The organism is Pseudomonas fulva NBRC 16637 = DSM 17717, assembly GCF_000730565.1.
Taxonomy (GTDB): Bacteria; Pseudomonadota; Gammaproteobacteria; order Pseudomonadales; family Pseudomonadaceae; genus Aquipseudomonas; species Aquipseudomonas fulva.
In genome coordinates this window covers 77421-102816 of the sequence record NZ_BBIQ01000006.1, presented here as the reverse complement: position 1 = coordinate 102816, position 25396 = coordinate 77421, and the positions used below count along the sequence as shown (strand labels likewise).

General features: G+C 62.3%; 27 protein-coding genes. 15 read left to right on the top strand and 12 right to left on the bottom strand.

All coding sequences use genetic code 11. From position 1 onward, the window contains the following. Positions 1 to 41: 41 nt before the first annotated feature. The 3 genes from PFU01S_RS08485 to PFU01S_RS08475 form a co-directional block, all read right to left on the bottom strand. On the bottom strand, positions 42 to 419 hold the full coding sequence (locus PFU01S_RS08485; RefSeq protein ID WP_027915239.1) for a hypothetical protein: 378 nt from the start codon (positions 417 to 419) through the stop codon (positions 42 to 44). Between the two features lie 327 nt (positions 420 to 746). Further along, positions 747 to 1133, bottom strand: coding sequence for a hypothetical protein (locus PFU01S_RS08480; RefSeq protein ID WP_028687148.1), 387 nt, complete (start codon positions 1131 to 1133; stop codon positions 747 to 749). Further along, positions 1126 to 2532: a PAAR domain-containing protein gene (locus tag PFU01S_RS08475; RefSeq protein WP_050437988.1), complete on the bottom strand. Its 1407-nt coding sequence runs from the start codon at positions 2530 to 2532 to the stop codon at positions 1126 to 1128. Before PFU01S_RS08475 ends, PFU01S_RS08480 begins: the two co-directional genes overlap by 8 nt. 297 nt (positions 2533 to 2829) lie before the next feature. On the opposite strand from PFU01S_RS08475, the gene PFU01S_RS08470 reads away from it, so the two are divergent. The 3 genes from PFU01S_RS08470 to PFU01S_RS08460 all read left to right on the top strand — a co-directional run bounded on the left by PFU01S_RS08470 (position 2830) and on the right by PFU01S_RS08460 (position 6684). After that, complete coding sequence (locus PFU01S_RS08470) at positions 2830 to 4473, top strand: acyl-CoA dehydrogenase family protein (protein WP_027915236.1); 1644 nt, start codon at positions 2830 to 2832, stop codon at positions 4471 to 4473. 102 nt (positions 4474 to 4575) lie between these two features. Continuing rightward, complete coding sequence (amn, locus tag PFU01S_RS08465; RefSeq protein WP_028687146.1) at positions 4576 to 6039, top strand: AMP nucleosidase; 1464 nt, start codon at positions 4576 to 4578, stop codon at positions 6037 to 6039. 6 nt (positions 6040 to 6045) lie between these two features. Continuing rightward, positions 6046 to 6684 carry a pseudouridine synthase gene (locus tag PFU01S_RS08460; protein WP_028687145.1) on the top strand — a complete coding sequence of 213 codons (639 nt, stop codon included), beginning with the start codon at positions 6046 to 6048 and terminating at the stop codon, positions 6682 to 6684. 36 nt (positions 6685 to 6720) lie between these two features. Here PFU01S_RS08460 and PFU01S_RS08455 read toward each other — a convergent pair whose 3' ends face one another. Then, complete coding sequence (locus PFU01S_RS08455) at positions 6721 to 6924, bottom strand: DUF2788 domain-containing protein (RefSeq protein WP_023534618.1); 204 nt, start codon at positions 6922 to 6924, stop codon at positions 6721 to 6723. 54 nt (positions 6925 to 6978) lie between these two features. Continuing rightward, positions 6979 to 7455 carry an Lrp/AsnC family transcriptional regulator gene (locus PFU01S_RS08450; RefSeq protein WP_023534579.1) on the bottom strand — a complete coding sequence of 159 codons (477 nt, stop codon included), beginning with the start codon at positions 7453 to 7455 and terminating at the stop codon, positions 6979 to 6981. A gap of 396 nt (positions 7456 to 7851) precedes the next feature. Here PFU01S_RS08450 and PFU01S_RS08445 point away from each other — a divergent pair, with 396 nt between their 5' ends. Further along, entirely contained in the window at positions 7852 to 8685 is an 834-nt protein-coding gene (locus tag PFU01S_RS08445; protein WP_028687144.1) for a DUF6515 family protein, read from the top strand. A gap of 4 nt (positions 8686 to 8689) precedes the next feature. Here the strand turns inward: PFU01S_RS08445 and PFU01S_RS08440 are convergent, their stop codons facing one another. Beyond that, positions 8690 to 9559, bottom strand: a complete 870-nt coding sequence (locus tag PFU01S_RS08440) for a cation diffusion facilitator family transporter (protein WP_028687143.1) — start codon at positions 9557 to 9559, stop codon at positions 8690 to 8692. Positions 9560 to 9580: 21 nt separating this feature from the next. Then, positions 9581 to 10000: a periplasmic Zn2+ metallochaperone PmcY gene (gene pmcY, locus PFU01S_RS08435; RefSeq protein WP_028687142.1), complete on the bottom strand. Its 420-nt coding sequence runs from the start codon at positions 9998 to 10000 to the stop codon at positions 9581 to 9583. A gap of 119 nt (positions 10001 to 10119) precedes the next feature. Between pmcY and hrpB the strand changes: the two genes are divergently transcribed. Both hrpB and PFU01S_RS22125 read left to right on the top strand, forming a co-directional pair. Further along, the gene (hrpB, locus tag PFU01S_RS08430; protein WP_028687141.1) at positions 10120 to 12639 is read left to right on the top strand and encodes an ATP-dependent helicase HrpB; all 2520 of its coding nucleotides are present in this window, start codon (positions 10120 to 10122) and stop codon (positions 12637 to 12639) included. Between the two features lie 49 nt (positions 12640 to 12688). Next, positions 12689 to 12901, top strand: coding sequence for a hypothetical protein (locus PFU01S_RS22125; protein WP_128610956.1), 213 nt, complete (start codon positions 12689 to 12691; stop codon positions 12899 to 12901). A 185-nt stretch (positions 12902 to 13086) separates the two neighbouring features. Here PFU01S_RS22125 and PFU01S_RS21710 read toward each other — a convergent pair whose 3' ends face one another. The 4 genes from PFU01S_RS21710 to PFU01S_RS22120 form a co-directional block, all read right to left on the bottom strand. Further along, positions 13087 to 13815, bottom strand: a complete 729-nt coding sequence (locus PFU01S_RS21710; protein WP_081728210.1) for an RHS repeat-associated core domain-containing protein — start codon at positions 13813 to 13815, stop codon at positions 13087 to 13089. Positions 13816 to 14179: 364 nt separating this feature from the next. Further along, positions 14180 to 15502 carry an APC family permease gene (locus PFU01S_RS08415; RefSeq protein WP_027915227.1) on the bottom strand — a complete coding sequence of 441 codons (1323 nt, stop codon included), beginning with the start codon at positions 15500 to 15502 and terminating at the stop codon, positions 14180 to 14182. An 83-nt stretch (positions 15503 to 15585) separates the two neighbouring features. Further along, positions 15586 to 16410 (bottom strand): carbon-nitrogen hydrolase family protein, encoded by an 825-nt coding sequence (locus PFU01S_RS08410; protein ID WP_027915226.1) that lies wholly within the window; start codon positions 16408 to 16410, stop codon positions 15586 to 15588. After that, positions 16407 to 16562 carry a hypothetical protein gene (locus PFU01S_RS22120; RefSeq protein WP_154665194.1) on the bottom strand — a complete coding sequence of 52 codons (156 nt, stop codon included), beginning with the start codon at positions 16560 to 16562 and terminating at the stop codon, positions 16407 to 16409. Before PFU01S_RS22120 ends, PFU01S_RS08410 begins: the two co-directional genes overlap by 4 nt. Before the next feature lie 130 nt (positions 16563 to 16692). Between PFU01S_RS22120 and PFU01S_RS08405 the strand changes: the two genes are divergently transcribed. Continuing rightward, positions 16693 to 17472: a helix-turn-helix transcriptional regulator gene (locus PFU01S_RS08405; protein WP_028687140.1), complete on the top strand. Its 780-nt coding sequence runs from the start codon at positions 16693 to 16695 to the stop codon at positions 17470 to 17472. A 16-nt stretch (positions 17473 to 17488) separates the two neighbouring features. On the opposite strand, the gene PFU01S_RS08400 is transcribed toward PFU01S_RS08405, so the two are convergent. Beyond that, on the bottom strand, positions 17489 to 18145 hold the full coding sequence (locus PFU01S_RS08400; RefSeq protein WP_027915224.1) for a membrane protein: 657 nt from the start codon (positions 18143 to 18145) through the stop codon (positions 17489 to 17491). A 167-nt stretch (positions 18146 to 18312) separates the two neighbouring features. Here PFU01S_RS08400 and PFU01S_RS08395 point away from each other — a divergent pair, with 167 nt between their 5' ends. The 8 genes from PFU01S_RS08395 (at position 18313) to tnpC (ending at position 25204) form a co-directional block, all read left to right on the top strand. Continuing rightward, on the top strand, positions 18313 to 19074 hold the full coding sequence (locus PFU01S_RS08395; RefSeq protein WP_027915223.1) for a DUF2076 domain-containing protein: 762 nt from the start codon (positions 18313 to 18315) through the stop codon (positions 19072 to 19074). Positions 19075 to 19144: 70 nt separating this feature from the next. Further along, positions 19145 to 19624, top strand: coding sequence for a LabA-like NYN domain-containing protein (locus PFU01S_RS08390; protein ID WP_023534583.1), 480 nt, complete (start codon positions 19145 to 19147; stop codon positions 19622 to 19624). A gap of 7 nt (positions 19625 to 19631) precedes the next feature. Beyond that, entirely contained in the window at positions 19632 to 20237 is a 606-nt protein-coding gene (locus tag PFU01S_RS08385) for a 3'-5' exonuclease (protein WP_027915222.1), read from the top strand. Positions 20238 to 20367: 130 nt separating this feature from the next. After that, complete coding sequence (yedA, locus tag PFU01S_RS08380; protein ID WP_027915221.1) at positions 20368 to 21261, top strand: drug/metabolite exporter YedA; 894 nt, start codon at positions 20368 to 20370, stop codon at positions 21259 to 21261. Positions 21262 to 21342: 81 nt separating this feature from the next. Next, a complete protein-coding gene (gene rhlE1, locus PFU01S_RS08375) occupies positions 21343 to 22674 on the top strand; it encodes an RNA helicase RhlE1 (RefSeq protein ID WP_028687139.1) in 1332 nt (443 codons plus the stop codon). Between the two features lie 299 nt (positions 22675 to 22973). Continuing rightward, complete coding sequence (tnpA, locus tag PFU01S_RS08370; RefSeq protein ID WP_028687138.1) at positions 22974 to 23300, top strand: IS66-like element accessory protein TnpA; 327 nt, start codon at positions 22974 to 22976, stop codon at positions 23298 to 23300. After that, on the top strand, positions 23297 to 23632 hold the full coding sequence (gene tnpB, locus PFU01S_RS22615; protein WP_028687137.1) for an IS66 family insertion sequence element accessory protein TnpB: 336 nt from the start codon (positions 23297 to 23299) through the stop codon (positions 23630 to 23632). Before tnpA ends, tnpB begins: the two co-directional genes overlap by 4 nt. A 78-nt stretch (positions 23633 to 23710) precedes the next feature. Then, positions 23711 to 25204 (top strand): IS66 family transposase, encoded by a 1494-nt coding sequence (gene tnpC / locus PFU01S_RS08360; RefSeq protein ID WP_248694596.1) that lies wholly within the window; start codon positions 23711 to 23713, stop codon positions 25202 to 25204. Positions 25205 to 25396: the final 192 nt, after the last annotated feature.

Below are 25396 nucleotides of genomic sequence, written 5' to 3'. Positions count from 1 at the left end.
TATGTGCGCAGCGAGATACCGTGGACGTGGGATTCACGGCATCAAAGAAAGTAAGAGCCTATGATCAACCAGCTGAACGCGACAGTGTTTAGCCATGAGGAAATTACTATCCGCTTTTTCATGGATGATGGAAATTGCTCATAATCCTGTGCATCAAGCATGCCTCGTCGAATACTTGATTTTGGATACTTTATGATCCCGGCGACCATGAATGTCACCAACATTCTCGCACGCAGAGTCTTTTCACCCCAAAGGGTGACAATAAAGGGTAAGCACGCACTGCGCTGCAGGGCCCCGATCATGACTTTGTATTCTTTGGAGCCTGCGATACGCAGATCCATGGCGAGACCGGTCAGTCCAAGGGCAAAGGGAGTGGCAAGAAAAAGTAATTGAAACGTAATGTCAAAATTCTTGATCACTCTCAAGGCCTCGAAAGTTTTCGCTTAATTGCATGCACGAAGACTTCCCGTCAGAGGCGCTGTTGCAGGGGTCGAGATGCCATATGCAGCGCCGTCAAGGCAGTTCTTCGGGAAGGAATAAGTATCACTTCATTAGCTATTTTGGCCCCCGACCATTTTGGGCAAGCCAAAATCGTCAGGCTCAGTAAATAGTGTTCTTCAACATGGCTTTGTATTCCCGTCCGCCGTGCGAGCTTCGAGTACCTGGCCTACTTGCCAGCTCGCCCAGATGCGTCGAATACCCAATCATCAGCGTGGATCCATGGTGCTTGTAATGAGTAAACAGTTTCACCTTGGTAGTAGGAAAAAGTAACCGACTGTTAGCCAAGTGAACGCTACTGTGTTCAGCCAGGATGCGGTGTTGATCTTCTTTTTAAGGGAGGCTGGAAAATTCTGATAATCGAGTGGATCAAGCGCACCTTTGCGAATGTGGTAGGTTGGAAATGCTATGAGCCCACCCACCATTGAGATCACCAATAATCGTGCGCGTATGCTTTGTTCTCCCCAGAGTGTTGTAATAAACTCTAGGCACGCACTGCGCTGGAGCGCTGCGATCATGACGTCGTATTCTTTTGAACATGCAATGCGCAGGTCCATGGCCAGTGAGATAAAGCCTATGATGAAAGGGGAAGTGAGCAGAAACAACTTCAGTTTTATGTCAAGGTGTTCAATCATTCTGCAAAGCCTCGAAGATTACCTCTCCTACGTATTCGCCGAATTCCATTCCTTCTAGGCTTCCAGCCAATGCTCCAGCCCCTGTAACCACTATCCCACAGGCCCATGCCTTTGGGCCGGTCCACCAGCAAATCCCGGGCGTTAATCTGCTAGCTAGCTTCGCTCCCCCCCATCCACCTACTAAACCACCCGAAAAATTACCAGCCTCAGTAAAACGCATTTTTCTACATGCTTTCGTATTCCCCACCCGGCACGCGTCGGCAATGTTCATCGCTGATCCAATACCCCCGAGCGTAATACCCACTGCCCCTCCAGCCTTCAAGTACTTGGCCATCTTCGCCAGTCTATCCAAGTGAGTCGAATACCCCGGTATGCTGGTGGGCCCGCCTGCTTTGCTCCAATGGTGCACCAGGCTTTTCGAGGAGATACCCAAGTCTCGGCGCAGTCGTGAGTAATCCCCAAGATTGAGCCTCTTGTTGAGAAAGGTGGCCTTTAAACCGGCACTCAACTGATTGAACAGGTGCTGGCGCTGGGCGAAGAAGTCTGGGTGGCGAAGGTGCCCGTGCTTGGCGAATTGCGCTTTGTGCAGGTCTTCGATTTTGCGCAAGAGGCGGGTGATTTCATCCAGTGACTTACCCGCCACCGTCTCGGCTACGCCCATGGCCAGACTGGTATCACCAAACAGCGCGGCGATCTCGGCCTGGTACTGCATCATGAAGCCGGCTTCCTCCTCGGTGAGGTCCGCCAATGCAGCACGCGCCTGCTCCGCTGCACCCATGACCGACATTTCTTGCCGGGTACACATGGGGTACCCCGATTCTTCACCCACGACGAACAGTTCGCCCGGTTTGAATCCGTTTCGCGAAGTGGGGTTAAGCCGTTCCAGTGCTGATCGGGACAAGTGAGCGTATGGGGCACCGAGTTCTATCAGCACCTCGTCATACGACATGCTGCGCGGCACGATGTAGAAACCCGGTTCATTAACGGGCTGAGCCACTGAAGGCGCAGCGTCCCGGAACCGCTCCGGATCGATCGTCCTAGCGCGGGCGTCGGGGTTTCGCACGGCGTCATTGACCGGTTCAGGTGCAGATGCCCTGGACGTTGCAAGGGCCGCAGATCCGCCCGCAATCACGCGGTTGCTGCCTATAGGACACCCACACGCCACCAATGCGCCGTCCAGGACCGTGGGTATGCCGTCCTGACTCCAATAGGGCTCGCCCTCCACCAGCGTGCCGGGTTGCCCGCAGCCGGGGCAGGGCGTGGTCTTGTCGCCTTGCAGCAGCCAGTTACGGCCATGGACGCGCCCCCTGGCTTGCCCGGCAATGCAAATGGCGCCGGTGGTGGTTTCATCGCTGTCCAGGCCTTGGTACCGACCCAGGATGCCGATTCGCATGCTCATGGCTTGCCTGCTGATCAAGAAAGAACTCGCAACCTAGCAGGCGGCATCCGCTTTATAGGCGCTTGATTCAGCTTCTAGGAAGACTCCCACGGGCGATTGGGAACTGGATTACAAGTCCCTGAAGGCCTCACCGGTTCGGGCGTCGAACGAACACGCCGCTGACGATCCCGATGAAGCCGGCCGCCTAAGCGCCGCTCATCACGCACCCCTGCGTTTAGTCAGGAATGCCCCTTTGTCCATCGACCAGACAGTGCTTCACTGGGAACCTCACGCCTGCCCGGATTCAGGAGTACCTCCATGAACCTGCACCAGTTCGCTGAAACCCACGAGGTCACCAACCAGCCGCCACCGCTGGACGGGGCCAACCTGTACCGCCTGGACCTGCCGCTACAGGAGTGGTCCAGGCGCTTTGGTGCCGACTGGGCGCAGTCGCGGATCGATGCGTACGGCGCGCTGGCCGGTGGGCCGTTGATGCAGGCAGGCTTTCTGGCCAATGCGCACAAGCCTGTGTTCAGCAGCCATGATCGCTATGGCCATCGCATTGACCTGGTCGAGTTTCACCCCGCCTATCACCAGTTGATGCGCACCGCCGTCGAGCATGGGCTGCCGTCGCTGCCCTGGGCCGAGCCGCGCCCGGGCGCCCACGTGGCCCGCGCGGCGATGACCTACCTGCACAGCCAGGCCGAGGCCGGCACGGGCTGCCCGCTGACCATGACCTTCGCTGCGGTGCCGGCCCTGCGCCTGCAACCCGAGATCGCCCACTACTGGCTGCCCAAGGCGCTGTCGCGTGAGTATGACCCGCGCAACGTCGGCGACCGGCACAAGGCCGGCGTCACGTTGGGCATGGCCATGACGGAGAAGCAGGGCGGCACGGACGTGCGCGCCAATACCACCCGTGCCTACCCCGTCGGCGCGCCGGGGCCCGGCCAGGCCTACGAGCTGGTGGGTCACAAGTGGTTCTGTTCGGCGCCCATGTGCGATGCCTTCCTGGTCCTTGCCCAGACCGAGCACGGCCTGAGCTGCTTCCTGCTGCCCCGCCACCGCCCGGACGACACCCGTAACCAGTTCTATATCCAGCGCCTGAAGGACAAGTTGGGCAATGTCTCCAACGCCTCCAGCGAAGTGGAGTTTCGCGGTGCGCTGGCCTGGATGATCGGTGAGGAGGGCCGGGGCGTACCGACCATCATCGAGATGGTGGCCATGACCCGTTTCGACTGCATGGTCGGCTCCAGTGCCCTGATGCGCCAGGCGCTGACCCAGGCCCTGCACCACTGCGCGCATCGGCAGGTGGCGGGCCGCCTGTTGACCGAGCAGCCGCTGATGCAGAACGTGCTCGCCGACCTGTCGTTGGAAAGCGAAGCGGCATTGGCCCTGAGCCTGCGCATGGGCCACGCCCTCGAGCAGCTCGACGACCCCCAGCAGGCGCACTTCGCGCGCCTGGTCACGGCGGTAGGCAAGTACTGGATCTGCAAGCGTGCCCCGGCCATGATCAACGAAGCGGCCGAGTGCCTGGGCGGGGCGGGGTATGTGGAGGACAGCATCCTGCCGCGGCTTTACCGCGAGGCGCCCGTCAACTCGACCTGGGAAGGTTCGGGTAATGTGCAGTGCCTGGATGTGCTGCGCGCCTTGTCCAAGGAGCCGGGTGTGCTGGAGGCGTTGTTCGCCGAACTGGGGGACGGACACGGCGACAAGCGCCTGGCCACCTGCATCGTCAACCTGAAGGATGCGTTCCTCGACACGGGCGACATCCAGTACCGGGCGCGGCAACTGACCGAGACCATCGCCCTGGCATTGCAGGCCAAGTTGCTGCTGGAGGCCGGCCATTGTGCGGTCAGCGATGCGTTCATCGCCAGCCGCCTCACAGGGACAGGGCGCGCTTATGGCACGCTGCCGCGCGGTGTGGACGTACAGGCCCTGATGGCGCGGGCCATGGCCAGCTGACCGGCTCGGCCCAGCTGCGCCGCCTTGCATCATCAAGGGGATGAATTTACCCGAGAAGGCAGGCAAGATGGTTCGCATGCATGTCCAGACAGGAAGCACAGTGTGAGCCACGCGTTTGAAGTCGTTGATACTCCCGAACAGGCCGTCGATCGTCTGGCGGCCTTGCATGAGCAGGCCACCGGTGCCCTGAGCCAGGCCCTCAAGCGTTACCTCAAGGACCGCACCGAGCCCGATGCCCAGCAGCGAGACCTGTTTCGCTACCCGGCGCTGCGCCTGACCTACCACAGCAATGGCGAAGTCGCTGCCACCACGCGGGCCTACGCCAAGGTCCAGGTGGCGGGCACCTACAGCGTCACCATCACCCAGCCGGCTGCTTTTCGCAGCTACCTGCTGGAGCAATTGCGCCCGTTGATGCACGACTACACCGTCACGGTCGAAGTGGGGGTGAGCGAGCAGCCCATTCCGTATCCGTACGTGGTCGACCAGGGCGACGAGCTGGCCGGCAGCGGCATCACCGCCGCGCAGCTGGCGCGGGTATTCCCCAGCACCGACCTGTCCTCGGCCACCGACAACATCGCCGATGGGCTCTACGACTGGGACAGCACCGATACCTTGCCCCTGGCGCTGTTCGATGCCGCGCGCGTGGACTTCTCGCTGCGGCGCCTGGTGCACTACACCGGCAGTGACTGGCGCCACGTGCAGCCCTGGATCCTGCTGACCAACTACCACCGTTACGTGGACCAGTTCATCAGCCATGGCCTTGAGCAGTTGCGCGATGATCCGCGCTTCGTGCGCATGGTGTTGCCGGGCAACGTCGTGATCGAGAAGAGCATGGACCATGGTGAGGCCCAGGCGCTGGTCGCCGGTGTGGTCTGGCACCGCTACCAGATGCCGGCCTACCACCTGATTGCAGGGGACGGCGACGGCATCACGCTGGTCAACATCGGCGTCGGCCCGTCCAACGCCAAGAACATCACTGACCACCTGGCAGTGCTGCGCCCGCATTGCTGGCTGATGATCGGGCACTGCGGCGGGCTGCGCCAGTCGCAGACCATTGGCGACTACGTGCTGGCCCACGCCTACATGCGCCGTGACGGCATCCTTGACCGCGTGGTGCCGCCGAACATTCCGATCCCGGCATTGGCAGAGGTGCAACTGGCCCTGCAGGAAGCCGCTGCGCAGGTGACCGGCGAGCGGGGCGAGCAGCTCAAGAAGCGCCTGCGCACCGGTACCGTGCTGACGTACGACGACCGCAACTGGGAGCTGCGCTGGGCCCAGGAACGGCCGCTGATCAACTTGTCCCGCGCCGTTGCCGTGGACATGGAAAGCGGCACCATCGCAGCCCAGGGCTATCGCCTGCGGGTGCCGTACGGCACCTTGCTGTGCGTGTCCGACAAACCGCTGCACAGCGAAATCAAGCTGCCAGGCTCGGCCAACGCGTTCTACAACCGCGCGGTCAGCCAGCACCTGAAGATCGGGATCGCGGCGCTGGACCTGTTGCGCACCGAGCTCAATTCGCTGCACTCGCGTAAACTGCGCAGCTTCGACGAGCCGCCGTTCCGCTGAGGACCCATGTCACTGCCACCCCGTTCCAAGCCGCGCCGCCCTCAGGGGCGGCCTGTGCCTGGCGCTCACCGCCAGCCCAAGGCGCCACCCGCCGAGCCGCGGTTGATCCTGTTCAACAAACCCTTCGACGTGCTGACGCAGTTCAGCGACGGCGAGGGGCGGGCCACGCTCAAGGATTTCATTGATATTCCGGGCGTCTACCCCGCCGGCCGGCTGGACCGGGACAGTGAAGGCCTGTTGCTGTTGACCAATGACGGCGCGCTGCAGGCGCGTATTGCCGATCCCAAGCACAAGCTGCCCAAGACCTACTGGGTGCAGGTCGAGGGCGAGCCCACCGAGGAGCAGCTGCGCCAACTGCGCGAAGGCGTGCAGCTCAATGACGGACCAACGCTGCCCGCCGAGGCCCGCAGCCTCGACGCCCCTGCACTGTGGCCGCGCAATCCACCAGTACGCTTTCGCAAAAGCGTACCGACCTGTTGGCTGGAGCTGGTGATTCGCGAGGGTCGCAATCGCCAGGTACGGCGAATGACCGCCGCCGTGGGCCTGCCCACCTTGCGCCTGGTGCGCGTGCGTATCGGCGATTGGACACTCGATGGGCTTGAGCAAGGCTGCTGGCGCGAGGTAGCGCCGACCCTGCGGCGCTAGGCGGCATGGCCAGCGGGCACGTGGCGACCGCGCTGGCTACACCCCCTCGATGAACCCCACCACCACGCTCTTGATGATGAACGCCAGCACACCCAGGCCGAGCACGAAGAACAGGATCAGGGTGCCGAACCGCCCCGCCTGGGATTTTTTCGCCAGGTCCCAGACGATGAAGCCCATGAAGCCGATCAAGGCAGTCACCAGGATGATCATCATCCACTCTTCGAATACGGCAGGATCCATTGCAGTGCTCCAGGCGGGTTGAGGGGGCAAGTATACCCGTGAGGTGGCAACTGATCAGCGAAGGTGGGTCAATGGAAGCTCGGTGCTGGCCAACACCTGGTTGAGCACGAAGCTTGAACGCACGCTGGTGACGCCCTCGATGCGCGTGAGGCTACCGAGCAGCAGCTTCTGGTAATGGTCCATGTCGGGCACGACGACCTTGAGCTGGTAGTCGGCGTCCATCCCGGTCACCAGGCTGCACTCCAGCACCTGCGGCAGGTTGCGGATGGTGGCCTCGAAGGTTTCGAAACGCTCGGGGGTGTGCCGGTCCATGCCGATGAGTACGTAGGCGGTCAGGCTCAAACCCAGCTTCTTGCGATCGAGCAAGGCCACCTGACGGGAAATGTAGCCGTCGTCTTCAAGTTGCTTGACGCGGCGCGAGCAGGGCGAGGGTGAAAGGCCGATGCGTTCGGCCAGCTCCTGGTTGGAGATGCGCGCGTCACGCTGCAATTCAGCCAGAATGCTCAGGTCGTATCGGTCCAGCTTGCTCATGAATCATGCCTTTTCTGTTCGGATTGCGGCGAATTATCAATCCAGGGTTAAAAATTGCGCAAGTGCTATTTATCTGAGCAATCTTAGCAATCCTGTGCCGGGGCGCGCCCGGTATCGTTATCACCAGAATCACTGCCCGGACATCAGTCCACGGCGATGCGCCCCAGACGGGCGCTCGCGGCCAAGCCATCCAACAGGATGGGCCAGGCCCCCGGGCTACGCACCTTCCAGAAGACGGTGTGAGGTGAGCCGGCGCCACAAGCGCCGAGCAAGGACGACAATTGCTGAAGGGAGGCCCAGGTGGCCTCCCTTTTTTCATGGCTGAAATTTAATGGGCGGCGTGATGGGGCGCGGTAGACTGGCGCAGTCAGCCGTTTTACCGTCGAGAGGACTACCATGAAGTCGCACATCTGGCAGTGGGCAGGTGTTGGTTTGCTGGGCATGGGCATCAGCGTTGCAGCCCTGGCGGCCGGGCCCAACGACGGCCCAGGTGCTTTGCCCCCCGCCGCTACAGGGCCAGGTGTGGAGGCAGGGCCCGCGCCTGGGCGTGCGCTCAATTCGCGTGACGAAGTCGGTCAGACGCAGCCCCCACGGCCGGGGTTCTACCAGGACATTCCCCGCCGCCCCGATGACGGCCCGCGTTGGCATGGCCCAGACCCTGGCTACGCGCCTCACGAGGGCTGGCAGGGCCGCCCTGGGGGCCACGGTGAAGGCTGGGGCCCCGGGCCGTACTACCGGCCTGGCCAGACCGTGGAGCGGTTTGCTGACCGTTTCTGGAAGGTGCCCTACCAGGGGCAGGACTATTTCTACTCCGGCGGGTACTGGTACCGCCCCTGGGAAAGGGGTTACCAGGTCGTGGTGCCGCCCCCGGGTGCGCGAGTCAGCTACCTGCCGCCCTATGCGCACAAGTTTCGCGTGGACGGCGCGATGATCTACCTGGTCGCCGACACCTACTATCGCTACCTGGAAAACAGCCGCGAGTACGTGGTGGTCAATCCCCCAGCACCTGCGCCTACAGCGGCGTCGGGGTATGACGTGGTGGCTTATCCGCGCTATGGACAGGGGCAGGAGCAGCAGGATCAGGACCGTTACCAGTGCCAGCGCTGGGCGGTCAGCCAGTCGGGGTTCGATCCTGCCATGGCGGCCTACGCGCCGGCGCCTGCGGTTGCAAGTACCTACCAACGGGCGCTTGGCGCGTGCTTGTCCGGGCGAGGCTACAGCGTCAACTAGAGGGCTACACCGGGTCGGCGTGGACCATCACGTCGGCCTTGGGGTACTGCTGGCGGATCACTTCCGACGCCTGCACGCACAGCCCATGTGCGTGATGCAGCGGCAGTTGCCCAGGCAGCTCGATGTGCAATTGCACGAACCACTGGTTGCCCGATACCCGGGTGCGCAGGTCGTGCACGCCCAGCACGCCCTCGATGGCCAGCACGCGGCTGGCCATGTCTTCGCTCACATCCACGGGCAGCTCCTTGTCCATGAGAATCGCCGTGCTTTCGCGCGCGATCTGCAGGGCGCTCCACAGGATGTACAGTGCGATGCCCAACCCGAACAGCGCATCGAGTTGCGGCCAGCCGAAGCGCGCCAGCAGCAACGCCAGCAAGATGCTGCCGTTGAGCAGCAGGTCGGAGCGGTAGTGCAGGGAATCGGCGCGTACCGCCGTTGAACCTGTGGCGCGGATGACCTTGCGTTGCACGGCCAGCAGCGCGACGGTCAGCACCAACGACAACAGCATCACCCCGATGCCGATGGCGGTATCGCCTAACGGCTGCGGGCTGCGCAGGCGCTCCAACGCCTGCAAGGCAATCAGCACGGCACTGCCGCCGATGAACAGCGCCTGGGCGATGCCAGCCAGGGCTTCTGCCTTGCCGTGCCCGAAGCGGTGGTCGTCATCGGCCGGGCGCAGGGCGTAGTGCACAGCCAGCAGGTTGAGGAAGGACGCCACGGCGTCGAGGGCCGAATCGGTCAACCCGGCCAGCAGGCTAACCGAGCCGCTCAACCACCAGGCCAGCGCCTTGCTGACCACCAGGATGCTGGCCACCGCCAGGGAGGCGCGCGTGGCCAGGCGGAGCAACCGTTTGTGTTCGGCCGAAGTGGTCATCTCAGGCGGTCGTCCTTGACGTCAGGCGGCAGGTACCAGCCCAAGGCTGGCCAATTGTTCAGCACTGCCGCGGTGCTGGATCAAGCGTGGGTCGTCCAGCGGCAGGCGCTGCCCCAGTTCGCTTTCCAGAATGGCCTGCAGTTTGAGATTGTCCACGCTGCCATCGGCATTGACGGCGTCCTTCAGTTTGGCCGGGTCCACCTGCGCGGTTTGCCCTTGTGGGTAGTAGATGGCGCCGGTGGCGAAGTCGATGCCAAAGGCGATCAGCCCTGGGATGACGTAGAACAGCAGGCCAACGGCATCCAGCACGGCGATCGCAGGGTCGACCTTGCCGTCGATCTGGCCACGACGGTCTGGGTAGAAGATGGAGCCGCAAGCCGTCAGTTGCGTCAGCAAGGTGCCCACGAGGGCAGCACCGATCAGGCGGGAAGCAATGCGCATGTAAATCTCCGGGCGTGGCGTTCGGCAGGCCAGGCAAGGCGCCTGAACCCGCGCAGTTAAGACCATGATAGGACAACGTCGGTTCGCCGTTATACTCGCCTGCTTGTTCGAGGGCCACCATGATTTCATTACCTATAGACCGTGTATTGCCAGAGCTACGACAGGCCCTGGCCAGTCGCAATGAAGTGATACTCGAAGCGCCCCCGGGTGCTGGCAAGACCACTCGGGTGCCCCTGGCGTTGTTGCATGAGCCCTGGCTAGCCGGGCAAAAGATCCTGATGCTCGAACCTCGCCGACTGGCTGCGCGGGCAGCGGCGGAGCGTTTGGCCAGTGAGCTGGATGAGCAGGTGGGTGAGACGGTCGGCTACCGCATTCGCCTTGAAAGCAAGGTAGGGCCGCGAACGCAGATCGAAGTGGTCACCGAAGGCATTCTGGCTCGCAGGCTTCAGGAGGACCCGGCGCTGGAGGGTGTGGGCGTGGTCATCTTCGATGAGTACCACCTGCGCAACCTCGATTCCGACCTGGCACTGGCGCTGTGCCTGAGCGCCCGTGAACTGCTGCGCGATGAGCCCCCGCTCAAGCTGCTGTTGATGTCTGCCACGCTGGAGGGTGCCCGCCTCTCGAAGGTGCTCGACGATGCGCCCGTGGTCACCAGTGAAGGGCGGATGTATCCCGTCTCGACGGTATGGGGAAGCCCCTATCAGCCGGGCGAGCGAATCGATGCGCGCATCACGGACACGTGCCTGGCCGCCATCGATGAACAACCTGGCAGCATCCTGGTGTTCCTGCCTGGGCAGGCGGAAATTCGGCGGGTGGCAGAGGACCTCAAGGCACATCTCGGCAGCCGTCCAGAGGTGATGGTGTGCCCGCTGTACGGTGACCTCGACCTGCAGGCGCAGCGTGCGGCGATAGACCCGGCACCCAAGGGCTCACGCAAGGTCGTATTGGCCACGAACATCGCCGAGACCAGCTTGACCATCGAAGGGGTCAGGGTGGTGGTGGACAGTGGCCTTGAACGAGTACCCAGGTTCGACCCCCGCAGCGGCATGACCCGACTCGACACACAGCGCATTTCCAAGGCCAGCGCTACCCAGCGGGCGGGACGGGCGGGGCGCCTGGAGCCTGGTGTCTGCTATCGGCTGTGGTCGCAGTCCCAGCACGAGCAGATGGCCAGCTACAGCACCCCTGAAATCCTCCAGGCAGATCTGGCAGCCTTGGCGCTCCAGCTGGCTCGATGGGGCATGAAGCCGGAAGAGATGACCTGGCTCGATCAACCACCAGCGGCGCCCTTCGCTCAAGCCACAGACCTGCTCAAGCGTCTGGGCGCGCTCGACGATGCTGGACAGCTCACGCCACACGGTGCGGCCATGAGCGCGTTGCCAGCCCACCCCCGGATCGCCCACATGCTCATCAAGGGCAATGCGATGGGCCTGGATGACCTGGCATGCAACATCGCGGCTCTGCTGGGCGAGAAAGATATCCTGCGTGGGGCCGGTGCCGACCTGCACTCCCGGCTCAGCGCACTGTCGGGCGAGCAGCATGCCCGTCGCAGTGGCGGTTCCCTGCAACGCGTGAAACAGTCTGCTCGGCAGTACCGGTCGCTGCTGCGTGGCAAGGCCTCGAGCCCTGTAGACGCGCTCGATCACCCACGGTGGGTAGGATGCCTGCTGGCGTTCGCATACCCTGATCGAATCGGCCTGCAGAGGCGGGCGACTGCATCTGAATACCGTCTTTCCAACGGTCGTGCTGCGGTGTTCTCAGAGCCCGATGCTCTCACCAAACATGAGTGGCTGGTGGTGGCCGATCTGGGTAGCCGGCAAGGACAGCGCGAGGAGCGGATCTACCTGGCGAGTGACCTCGATCCGGCCTTGTTCGATAACCAGCTGGCTGACCTGGTGAGGTCGGTCGATGAGGTCGATTGGGACGAGCGCGAAGGCGTGCTCAAGGCGCAGCGGCAGTGGCGGGTAGGCCAGCTCGTGCTGTCGACGAAAGCGCTGGCGAACCTTGACGAGCAAACCCGTTCGCTGGCCTTGGTCAGCCTGGTGAGGCGCAAGGGCATCGAGCTTCTGCCCTGGAACCCCGAGCTGCGGCAGTGGCAGGCCCGGGTGGGTCTGCTGCGCCAGCTGGATATCGAGCGTGGGCAGGCACAAAGCAAGTGGCCTGACCTGAGCGATGCCAATCTGCTGGACACGCTCGACCAATGGCTCACGCCCTACCTGGGTAAAGTCACGAGGCTCAGCCACTTCAGCCAGCTGGACCTGCCCTCGATCATCAGAAACCTTCTGCCCTGGCCGCTTCCACAGGAGCTGGACACCCAGGCACCCCAGGCGATCCAGGTGCCATCCGGCTCGAATATCCGTATCGACTATTCGCAGCATCCGCCAATTTTGGCCGTGCGGCTTCAGGAGCTGTTTGGCCTGGCAGAAACCCCACGCATCGCTCAGGGCAGGCAGCCGCTGGTTCTGCACCTCCTGTCGCCGGCTCGCAGGCCTGTGCAGGTCACCCAGGATCTGGCGAACTTCTGGCGCAGCACTTACGTGGAGGTGAAGAAGGATCTGAAGGGGCGATACCCGAAGCACTATTGGCCTGAAGACCCGCTGGTGGCCGAAGCGACTGCCAGGGCTAAGCCTAGGAAGTAGCGATGCGCATACGTAACTGAACGTCGCCCGCCGTGTGCAGAACGGCTTGGTGAGCGAGCACAACGCACTGGAAATCCTCGCCGGCAAGCTGGGCGACGACCAGACCGGCGTGCCGGTGGTCGGCATCGACATCATCCTCAGCAAACAGCCCTCTACGCCAGCGCCGCCACCTGATGGACAGTGCCCTGGCCAGCCAGGATGTCATCAATCTGAGCCTGTGCGTGGCCCTGACCGGCGCGCAGGTCGGAGCACTGACCCATGACATCGTGTGGATGAAAAACAGTGTCATAGGCGGGCAGACCATACGGGTGCCGACTTCGTACTTGATCCAAGCGGACGCCCACAAAGTTCGTAGCCGCCGTAGTATTCCTTTCCGTCGATAGCGGAAGGTTCAAGAACCTTAGCGCTTGAGGGCAGCGGTTGGGTATCTCGAAGTTTTGTACAGCCTTAGTGACGCATTTTGACAGTTCTAAAATCATGGACACTGGGGATGATAACGGGCATGCCGTTCCGCATCAATGTCGCCAGTTCTGCATTAGACTCCACCGGCATGCTTGGTTTGTAGAGTCCTTCCTCCAACAACGACTCAATAACGTGTACGAGGCGTCCTGTAATCTTTGAATTTAATGCTTCAGTCAATACATGGTGGCGGTTCTCAGTTTTAACATATTTCTCGATGGCCTCTGAAGCATCATTTGGGCTGCGCAGTATATTGCGTTTCGCTTCTTTTAACTCCCCTTTGGAAATCTTGAACCAGTGTTGAATCTCTTTATAGGACATTTCCTTCAGTTTCATATTGCTGAAATCCCTTTTCGCTAACTCCGAGGGATGTGTCGGCCACTTGCCTGCTTCGCCGCGACTCGGCAGCGTAATAGCTGGTCTTCGCACATTTTTGTTGGGGTATAGGAAAGAGTGCCCAGTGGGATCGCTGCGGTTCACGGGGTCGTTTGAACAGTAGGCGTAGGTATTCATGCCACCCGCGTCGAACGGGCTTAGGCTATCAGGTGAAAGAAAACGCATTAAGCGCGTGTTGTAGACTCTGTATCCGGAGCCAAGCAGGTAGAGCGGTGTCAGCGCTTGCGCATGCTCACCATTGAAGCCAAGTAACGTGTGTGCAGATCGAATCTCTGCGGCAAAGCCGTAAGGCGAGTACGCCGATCTCTCGAGTCTGTTCATGCGATTGTGCTCGCGGTTGGAGAACTGTCGTTTCGCCCGTTAGCAGGGCGGGCGTCTTGAGTATCCGGGTGATGTACGCACCCGGCCACTGGCAAAACTGACAGGTGTTAGAGAACGGCCTTGGGCCCCGCACGAAATCGCGAGCAACCCAATCGCCGAACCACGAATGCCAACGGTTATAAAGATCCATGCCATTACGCATTTGTTATCCGTCGACGGCCGGAAGCCTCATAGAATTCCAGCTGCGAAGAACGCCACCGAGTTTTCCAGATTTCGCACTGGCCGCAATCATCCGATCCCCACCCTGACCCAAGCCCTGCGGGGCATATCTCCAAGCCCCGCAAATCATACTGCCCACTCGACCTCAAGCCTCCTCGAAATGCATCTCTGGCGGCTGTTGGCGCAACCCACGGGTGATGACCAGCAGGTACAGGCACCCCATGCCCAGCCAAGCCACGCCAAGGTAGATGGCCATGGGGTCCAGGCTTGCCATCAGCCACAGATCCGCCATCAGCCCGACCAAGGGGAAGGCCAGGTACACCGCTGCCGCCTTGAGCCCGCGCTCGCCCTGGGCGATCCAGTAGTGAAAGATCACCGACAGGTTGACCAGGCTGAACGCCAGGAAAGCGCCGAAGTTGATGAACGAGGTGGAGGTCGTCACGTCCATGCGCAAGGCCAGCAGCGCGACTACGCCACACAGGACGATGCTGATGACCGGTGTGCCGAACCGCGTACTCAGTCGCCCGAACCAACGCTTGGGCAGCACACCGTCGCGGCCCATGGCGAACAGCAGGCGCGAGGCACTGGCTTGGGCGGAAAGCCCCGAGGTGAACTGGCCCACGATCAGGCCGATCAGGAAGAAACTCACGAAAATGTCCCCGCCAATGGCCTTCGCGATTTCGTAGGCGGCCGAGTCCGGGTTGCTGAAGGTCGCGCTTGGGTGCGCGAGTTGGACGAAGTAGCTGGCCACGATGAAGATGAAACCGCCCAGCAGGGTGATGAGCAGGATGGCGCGAGGGATGGTCTTGCGCGGTTCATGGGTCTCCTCGGTCAAGGTGCTGACCGCATCGAAGCCCAGGAACGAATAACAGGCGATGGCGGCGCCACTCATGATCAGGGGCAGCTGGAAACCGTCCTGATGAAAGGGTGCCAGCGACCACAACGGCTGGTTCAGCTCGCCGGTGGCGTAATGCACGGCCAGGCCCACGAAGGCTGCCAGTACGAGGAACTGAAGCAGCATAAGCACGCCATTGACGGTCTTGGCCAGCTGCAGGCCGATGATGTTGATGGCCGTGGTGACGGCAATGAAGGCCAGCACCCACACCGGGTGCGGCACCGCCGGAAAGGCCGAATGCAGGTAGGCCGCGCCGATCAGCCAGATCGCCATGGGCAGGAACAGGTAGTCCAGCAGCACCGCCCAACCGGCCAGAAAACCCAGCTTGGGGCTGATGGACTTGCGCACGTAGGTGTAGGCCGAGCCGGCGACGGGGAAGGCCTTGGCCATCTTGCCGTAGCTCAGGGCGGTGAACAGCATGGCGATGGAGGCGGCCAGATAAGCCGAGGGCACGGCGCCCTGGGTGGTGTCGGCGAGGATGCCGAAGGTGCCCAGCACAATGATGGGGGTCATGTAGGCGATGCCGAACAGCGTCACCGCACCCAGCGACAGGGTGCGTTTCAAGTGGGCCATGGTGTTACTCCGGATTGTGTTTTTTATGGAGTTCAATGTCAGGGCCCGGCCTGGGCCCTGGGCGCCAGCCGTGGCGCAAAGGTTCAGACGGTGGTCAGGATCAGTTCTCGCAAGCCGTCAGGGTGCTCGACCTGCTGGCCTGGCAGTTCGAAGCGGCGCTCGGCCAGGTAGCTGTAGTCCTGGCGCGCTTGCCCGATCAGCGCCAGGTCGAGGTCCAGTTGCAGCCGGCAGGCGGTGCGCCCTGCCTCGCATAACAGTTGGCCGTAAGGGTCGACCACCGCGCTGCCGCCTGCAAAGACCAGGTTGCCATCGCCCTGGCCGACGCGATTGACCATGACCGCATAGGCCTGGTTTTCCATGGCGCGGGCGCTGATGGCGGTGCGGTGCGTGGGGCCATAGGGGTCCATGTTGCCGTTGGTCACCAAGATCAGCTCGGCGCCCAGCTGGCCCAGGGCGCGGGCGCTTTCGGGGAATTCGATGTCGAAGCAGATCAACAGCCCTACGCGCACCCCTTTGTACAACGCCGTGGCGTAGCGATCGCCCGCCGTGAAGATGCCCTTGTCGGAGGCCCACAGGTGGGTTTTGCGGTACTTCAACGCGACACCGTCCGGGGTGATCAACACAGTGGTGTTGTAGAAGTGCCCGTCTTCGCCCGCTTCGGCAAGGCCAACCACGGCTGCCACGCCCTTGTCGGTCACCGCTTGGGCGACGGCGGCAAGCGTCGGGCCGGTCAGGGGCTCGGCGATAGCCGCGATGTTGTCATGGGTTGGAAAGCCCATAAGTTGGGTTTCCGGGAACACGATCAGGTCCACATCCGCTGCTGCGCGGTGGATCGCCTCGAGGGTGCGTTCCAGGTTGTAGGCGGTGTCGCCGTCGCGACCGTCCAGCTGGACGAGTTCTACTTTCATTGCAACTCCTGAATGCGCAGCCCAACGGCTGCCAGGTGATCGACGCGGCGTGAAACCAGCTGCTGTGGCGCACGGTGAGTGCCCGAGTATGCCGCTGCCATCGGCGGCGGGGTAATTACGCCCTTGAGGTAACCCATAGGGGTTAGCCCCATGCAAACCCGTCGGTACTGGTCGACGCTGCGCTGAAAACAGCGCCGCAATGCCGATGCACTCCAGTACACTTTGCCTGCTCGGTTGTATTCACCCTGACCTGCGTCTCACCTTTTGGTACAGAGCCCGGACATGAACCTTACACTTCAGGACATTGCCTGGCATCGCTCGGTCGGCCAGGTGATCGATGCGTTGGACCACCCCGGCTTCTGGCTGCGCCTGGTGCGTTTGCTGGAGCAATACGTGGCGTTCGACAGCTGGGTCGCGTTTCTTTTCAGTGAGCACCGCCCATTGGTGTATGCCGAATCCCCGGGCAGCGACGGCGGGCTGGACCCGTTATTCCAGGATTACCTCAAGGGCCTCTACCTGCTGGACCCGTTCTACATCGCCAGCCGGGAAGCACCGGCAAGCGGCCTGGTCCAACTGGCCGACGTGGCCCCTGAATGCTTCGAGCGCACCGACTACTACCAGCGTTATTTCCGCCTCAACGTGGTGGCCGACGAGGTGCAGTACAACGTGGCCCTGGATGCAGGGCGCACGCTTTGCCTGTCGCTCGGTAGCCGCTCACGCTTTGCAGGTGAGCAGATTGCGTTGCTGCACCTTTTGCAACCCTGGGTGCTGGCCACCATGCGCCAGCGCTTTCGGTTCGAGCACGATGTCGACGAAGTCACCCCGGCGCCTGCGTGGCAGAACCACTTGGCCGAGGGCTTTGGCCACCTTGAAACGCCGCTCACCGCCCGCGAACTGGAAGTGGGCCGCATGCTGCTAAGCGGCTGTTCCAGCAAGGAGATCGGCCGCAAACTCGCCATTTCATCGGAAACCGTGCGGGTCCATCGCAAGCACATCTACCGCAAGCTGGGCATCAAGTCCCAGTCGGAGCTGTTCGCGCTGTTCCTCAAGGCCCAGCGCTAGCAGCCAACGGCTGCGTTCAGGTGCGCTGCTCGACTTCGAGCAGCATGAACAGCCGGTACATGACCACCGTGCCGAACAATTGCAGGAAGCCTGCCAGGCTATCCACGAGCAGTTGCACGCCAGGGGAAGGATCGGGGATGGCCATCAGGATCAGGCCTTCGATCAGCCAGATCGACGCCAGCACCCCCAGCAGGCACACCAGAATGCGCATGAAATGGCCAGTAGTCATGCGGGCGCTTTCGCGCATCGCCTGCACCACGGGCAAGCCGCGCAGCACCAGCAGGTATTCGCCGAACACCAGGTTGACCATGATCCACACCCCTGGGAACACGAACAAGGCCATGCCGGCCATGATCAGCAACGAGCTGATCAGCACCAGCAGCGTCAGCGCCGGCCAGAGCTGCACCGCACGGGCAAACAGGTCGCGCTTGGCGATGGCCTGGCCATTGCTGCGGGTATCGAGGTAGAGGATCAGTGCAGCGCTGTACAACGGGTAGCACAGCACGTAGATCAGCATGCCGTAGGCCGGCGAGGCCTGCTCGCCCAGCTGGCGATACAGCACCTGGGTCAGCACGGCTTCGAGCACCACCAGCGGCAGGCACAGTTGGGCAATACCGGCCAGGTGGCGGGTGAAGAAGTGGAGGGAGTCGCGCAAAACGCTCAGCGGATTCATGGGTCAACATCGCATGGCAGTTGAAACAAGGGGTCTAACTCTAGCCCAAAGCGACCCCTGATCCGTCACTTGCTGAAAAAAGTTTCACCCCGCCAGTGATTGAATCAGCCGCGTTAACGCCCCATCTTTGAGCCTGTCCGTTGTCCCGCTACCCACGAGGTCGCCCCATGAATACCGAAGAACAATCCCTGATCGATGGCCTGTTCAGCCGCATCAAGCAGGCCGAAGACCCAAGCCAGCCCCGTGATGCGCAGGCACAGGCCTGTATCGAGGCGCACGTGCGCCAGCAGCCGGCGGCCCCTTACTACATGGCCCAGGCGATCCTGGTGCAGGAAGCGGCCATCAAGCGCCTGGACGAACAGAACAAACAGCTCGAAGCCGAACTCAAGCAGGCACGTGCCCAGGCCGAGGCTGCGCAGGCCGGCGCCTCGCAGAACACAGGCGGCGGCGGTTTTCTGTCCAGCATCTTCGGCGCTGGTGGGCGCAGCTCGGCGCCGGCACCTGCCCCTCAACCCCAGCGCTCGGTCGCGCCGTCCGCACCCGCCGGTGGCGGCTGGCGCGAGCCGGCGGCACCTGGCTTCTCGCAGCCGCCGGCCCAGCAGCCGGGCTTTGGCGCAGCGCCCGCGCGTGGCGGTGCCAGCAGCTTCCTGGGCGGCGCCATGCAGACTGCGGCCGGTGTAGCCGGGGGTGTCTTGCTGGCCCAGGGCATCAGCAGCCTGTTCAACCACAACGCCCAGCCCGAAGAGGTGGTCGAGGTGATCAAGGAGGAGCCTGCGCAGGCCAGTGACAGTGGCGGCTGGACCGACCAGAACGAGCAGCAGCACGTGGCCGACAACAGCGGCTGGGGCAGCGACCAGGGCGGTTACAGTGACGCCGATTACGGCGGTGATGACGGTGGATTATTCTCCGACGACGATTCCTACGTCTGACGGCTCTGGCATACTGCTGGCCTTCGCGGGGCGCTGAACCCGCCCCGATTCGGCCAGACGAGGTGCCAAGGTGAAAAAGATCGCGTTGTTCGCCGACGTGCAGAACCTCTATTACACCGTGCGCCAGGCCCACGGTTGCCATTTCAACTACACCGCCTTGTGGAACCAGGTCAGCCGAGAAGGCCAGATCGTCGAGGCGGTGGCCTATGCCATCGATCGGGGCGACAGCAAGCAGCAGCAGTTTCAGCAGATACTGCGCAACCTGGGTTTCGATGTGCGCCTCAAGCCCTTCATCCAGCGCAGCGATGGCTCGGCCAAGGGCGACTGGGATGTCGGCATCACCCTGGATGTGATCGATGCGGCCAGCCGCGTGGACCAGGTGGTACTGGCCTCGGGTGACGGGGATTTCGACCTGCTGCTCGACCGCGTGATCCAGCGCCACGGTACCGAAGCGGTGGTCTATGGCGTGCCGGGGCTGACGGCGATGTCGCTGATCCGCGCCGCCACCCGCTATGTGCCCATCGAGGGCCCGTTGTTGCTCAAACACTAAGGTTTTTATGGAACGTATCGCTGTCATCGACTTTGAAACCACCGGCATTTCCCCAGGCACCGGTTGCCGCGCCACTGAGGTGGCCGTGGTGATGCTCGAGCGCGGGCAAATCGTCGAGCGCTATCAGAGCCTGATGAACGCGGGGGTGTCGGTGCCTGCTTTCGTGTCGGGCTTGACCGGCATCACCACCGCCATGGTGCGCAAGGCACCCCCGGTGGAGCAGGTGATGAACGAGGTGGCCGAGTTCGTGGGGGCCACGCCGCTGCTGGCCCACAACGCCGCCTTCGACCAGAAATTCTGGGATTTCGAACTGAGCCGCATCGGCCGCAGCCGCAGCCAGCCCTTCGCCTGCTCGCTGTTGCTGTCCCGGCGCCTGCTGCCGGCCGCCCCTAACCACAAGCTGGGCACACTGAACCACTGGGCCGGGCTGCCCAACACCGGCACGGCCCACCGGGCCATGGCCGACGCGGAAATGGCGGCTAACCTGGTCCAGCACCTGGCCGGCGTGCTGCGCCAGGACCACGGGGTGCAGCAGCCTTCCCACGACTTGTTCTGCCGTTTGCAGAAAACCCCCGCCGCCAAGGTGCGCGACGCGCTGGCAGCCTACCGCTGAAACGGGCAGCGCCTGGCGTCGCACGCCCGCGGCTGCAAGTGTGCTGCTTATCCAACGCCTCACTGTAGGGTTGCCGCTGCGCTTCACACCGTTAGACTGCGTCACCCGCAAATGGATTTTCGAGTCGACCATGTCCAGCACCCGCCGCTTCCCGCTGTTGCTCATCGGGGCCTTCGTGGCCCTGTATTTCGTATGGGGTTCAACCTACCTGTTCATTCGCATCGGTGTGGAAAGCTGGCCGCCCATGCTCATGGCTGGGGTGCGCTTTCTGATTGCCGGGGGGCTGTTGTACGGCTTCATGCGCTGGCGAGGGGCGCCATCACCGTCCTGGCCGCAGTGGCGGGCAGCGGGGCTGGTGGGCTTTTTGCTGCTCAGCTGTGGCAACGGGGGCGTGACGATCGCTGAGCATGCCGGCGTGGCGTCCGGCGTGGCAGCGCTGGCGGTGGCGACCGTGCCCTTGTTTACCCTGGTGTTTGGGCTGATGTTCGGTTATCGCAACTCAGGGCTCGAATGGGCGGGCATCGTGCTTGGCCTGACCGGCATCGGTTTGCTCAACCTCGGCTCCAATCTGCAGGCGAGCCCGCTTGGCGCGGCGCTGTTGATCTTCGCCGCCGCCTCGTGGGCATTCGGGTCGGTCTGGAGCAAGCGCCTGCCCATGCCTCCGGGCCCCATGGCCAGCGCTGCACAGATGCTGGTCGGTGGTACGGCGTTGCTATTGGGCAGCCTGCTGTCGGGTGAACGCATGACGCAGATGCCCACCGCTGCCGGCTGGGGCGCGCTGGCCTACCTGGTGTTCTTCGGCTCGATCCTGGCGTTCAGCGCCTACATGTACCTGCTCAAGCACGTTCGCCCGGCGGCGGCCACCAGCTATGCCTACGTCAACCCGGCCGTGGCGGTGCTCTTGGGCATCGTGTTTGCCGGCGAGCAGATCGGTGCCGAAGAGTGCGTTGCCATGGCCGTGATCATTGGCGCGGTGGTCCTGATCGGCCTGCCGCAGTGGCGCAAGGCGAGACCCATCGCCTAGCCGCTCGACCGGGAAACCTGCAAGTGCACAGGGGGGATGCGGTAGACTTGCCGGCTTCGCTGAACCCCTGATGGTATTGCCATGAATTTCGCCAAACTCGGCCTGATCGAACCCTTGCTGCGCACCCTTGAGCAGCGCGATTACACCACCCCGACCCCGGTACAGGCCCAGGCCATCCCCGCCGTGCTGGCCGGCCGCGACCTGATGGCCGCCGCCCAGACCGGCACCGGCAAGACCGCAGGTTTTGCCCTACCCGTGTTGCAACGCCTGGCGCTTGAAGGCGAGAAGGTGGCGGCCAACTCGATTCGTGCCTTGGTCCTGGTGCCCACCCGTGAACTGGCCGAGCAGGTGCATACCAACGTGCGCGAGTACGCCGAGCACCTGCCGCTGAGCACCTATGCGGTGTATGGCGGGGTCAGCATCAACCCGCAGATGATGCGCCTGCGCCGTGGTGTGGACCTGCTGGTGGCGACCCCGGGCCGGCTGCTGGACCTGTATCGCCAGAACGCGATCAAGTTCAACCAGGTGCAGATTCTGGTGCTCGACGAAGCCGATCGCATGCTCGACCTGGGGTTCGCCGAGGAGCTGCAATCGGTCTATGCCGCGCTGCCCCGCAAGCGCCAGACGCTGCTGTTCTCGGCGACCTTTTCGGACCAGATCCGCCTGCTTGCAGGGCTCGCGCTCAACGACCCGCTCAGCATCGAAGTCAGCCCGCGCAATGCCACGGCGGCGAGCGTCAAGCAATGGCTGGTGACGGTGGACAAGAAGCGCAAGGTCGACCTGTTCTGCCACCTGTTGCGCAAGCAGCGCTGGAAGCAGGTGCTGGTCTTCGCCAAGACCCGCAACGGCGTCGATCAGCTGGTCGAGCGCCTGCTGGCCGAAGGGGTCAAGGCCGACGGTATCCATGGCGACCGCCCCCAGGCGACACGGCAACGGGCGCTGGACAGCTTCAAGGCACGCGAGGTGCAGGTGCTGGTGGCCACCGACGTGGCTGCGCGCGGGCTGGACATCGACGACCTGCCGCTGGTAGTCAACCTGGACCTGCCGATCGTGGCCGAAGACTATGTGCACCGTATCGGCCGCACTGGCCGTGCGGGCAACACGGGTGAGGCGATTTCGCTGGTGTGCGCGGATGAAGTGCAGTTGCTGGCGGCCATCGAAGTGCTGACCCGGCAGACTTTGACGCGTCATGAAGAGCCTGACTTCATTCCCGATCACCGGGTACCCCTGACCGATGCCAGTGGTCAGGTGATGAAAAAGCCCAAGAAACCGAAGAAGCCCAAGGAGAACAGTGCCAAGCGTGGGCTGGGTCGCTGGATGGACAGTGATGAGGCAGGCACCGCGCCACCTGCGGTGAAGGCCGTGCGCAAGGTGCCTAGCTTCAATGGGGGGCCGCGCAAGCGCAAGCCCTGACGGTTAGAGCGTTGGCGTGAGGCAGTGGCTTTTGATCTCAACGGGGCAGGTACGAGCCTTGGCACCGCGTAGGGCGCTGCCTCTCCTTAAAACGAGAATCACCGGGCGCCATTCAATGAATCCAGTCCAACCGCCAGTAGGCACTCGTAGGGGTGCGCACACCGTAGCCCCGACGATCACATCGGCAGGACGGTACTTCGTAAGCGTCTGCCGAACACACCTTCAGAAACCCCAGATTAAGGGCGATGGTGTCCACGTATTTTTAGGTGGACACCATCGCCCTTAATTCAAGGAACACCATGCGTCAGCGCACCTCTTACCCCAAACCCTTCAAGACCCAAGTTGTCCAGGAATGCCTCAATCCTGATGTGTCCATTGCCAGCGTCGCCCTGCGGCACGGCATCAATGCCAATCTGGTTCGCAAGTGGATACCGCTCTATCGTGACCGGCAGGCTTCTGCTTTGCCTGCATTTGTACCGTTGAAGCTTGAGACCCCTGTTGCGACGCCTGCTCGGCAGGATGTAGCCCGCATCGATATCTCTTCCGGGCAGCGAACAGTCACTGTGAACTGGCCGATCTCCGATCCGGACGGCTGCGCCCGCTTCATCAGTAACCTCTCCCAATGATCCGCATCGACGCCATCTGGCTCGCCACTGAGCCGATGGACATGCGCGCCGGCACCGAGACTGCGCTGGCTCGTGTGGTGGCGGTGTTCGGTGCGGCGAAGCCGCACTGCGCTTATCTGTTCGCCAACCGCCGAGCCAACCGGATGAAGGTGCTGGTGCACGATGGCGTGGGTATCTGGCTTGCCGCAAGACGTTTGAACCAAGGCAAGTTTCACTGGCCTGGCACTCATCACGGCTTGGAAGTTGAACTCGCCGCCGAACAACTTCAAGCGCTCGTGTTGGGCCTGCCTTGGCAGCGGGTTGGCGCTAACGGTGTAATTACGTTGCTCTGAATCGGGTCTTTTAGCTGTGTCTAGTGGGCGGCTTCGGTAAAATCCACCCCCATGACTTCCTTGCCCGATCTCGACTAAATTCCCCCCGAACAACTGCGCACGCTAGCGGCGCAGTTGCTGTCGAGGGTCGACACCATGGGCCGGAAGATCCATCATGGCGAAACGATCATCGAGCGGCTCTCTCACGAGATCGCCATCCTCAAGCGCCATAAGTTTGCCAAGCGCAGTGAGCAGATCAGCCCGGCGCAAGGCAATTTGCTGGATGACTTGCTCAACATCGACCTCGAAGCCATCGATGCCGCGTTGAAAGCACTTCGTCCTGCCCCGGCGCCGGACGAACCACGCCAACAACCCAAGCGCGCGCCGTTGCCACCGCAGTTCCCACGTACTGTCATTCATCACGAGCCAGAGAACACCGAGTGTGCCTGCGGCTGCCAGTTGCAACGCATTGGCCAAGACGTCAGCGAGAAACTGGATTACACGCCAGGCGTGTTCACCGTTGAACAGCACGTACGTGGCAAGTGGGCCTGCCGTCAATGTGAAACACTGTCTCAAGCGCCAGGGCCGGCCCAGGTGATCGACAAGGGTATCCCCACTGTCGGCTTGTTGGCCCATGTGATGGTCGCCAAGTTCGCCGACCATCTTCCGCTGTACCGGCAGGAAAAAATCTTTGGCCGTGCCGGCCTGGCGATCCCGCGTTCGACGCTGGCTCAGTGGGTCGGCCAAACCGGCGTGCAACTCCAGCCGTTGGTGGATGCACTGCGCGAAGCAGTGCTGGGGCAACGCGTGATGCACGCTGATGAGACTCCCGTACAGATGCTAGCGCCGGGGGAGAAGAAAACGCACCGCGCCTATGTCTGGGCTTACTGCACAACGCCGTTCTCAGCACTGAAAGCTGTGGTCTACGACTTCAGTCCCAGCCGGGCTGGTGAGCATGCGCGTAACTTCCTTGGCACGTGGAACGGCAAACTGGTCTGCGATGACTTCGCGGGTTACAAGGCCAGCTTCGAGCTGGGCATCACCGAAATCGGCTGCATGGCCCACGCCCGCCGCAAGTTCTTCGACCTGCATGTGGCGAACAAAAGCCAACTGGAAGAGCAGGCACTGAACTCGATTGGCGGTTTGTACGAGGTTGAGCGGCAAGCCAAGGAAATGGGCGATGAAGATCGCAAGCGATTACGCCAGGGAATGGCAGCGCCCATCGCAAAGAAATTGCATGAATGGATGCTGGCTCAACGCGAGCTTGTGCCTGAAGGATCGGCTACAGCTAAGGCTTTGGATTACAGCTTGAAACGCTGGGTAGCGCTGATGCGCTACCTCGATGATGGTGCTGTGCCCAGCGACAACAACCAGGTCGAGAACACGATCAGGCCATGGGCACTGGATCGTTCTAACTGGCTGTTCGCCGGATCTATGCGCAGCGGCAAACGGGCTGCGGCAATCATGAGCTTGATCCAGTCGGCACGCATGAACGGTCATGATCCGTATGCTTATCTCAAAGATGTGCTGACGCGGTTACCCACCCATAAGGCTAGTGAGGTCTCGAGTTTGCTGCCTCACCATTGGCGTTAACGGGCTTTTCACCCTGCGGGACTGCCTCGCTGTACGGGGTGCGGTTGTAAGATTGCGCCTTTCACCGGTATTATTCGTGGGTCATTTCTACGACATCTCGAAGGGAATTACCTTTGCCCCGTTCCAACTGGCTGCCTACGCCGCCTTAGCGCTACGCCCCCCTCGCAATACTCTGACCGCCTCATAGCTGCG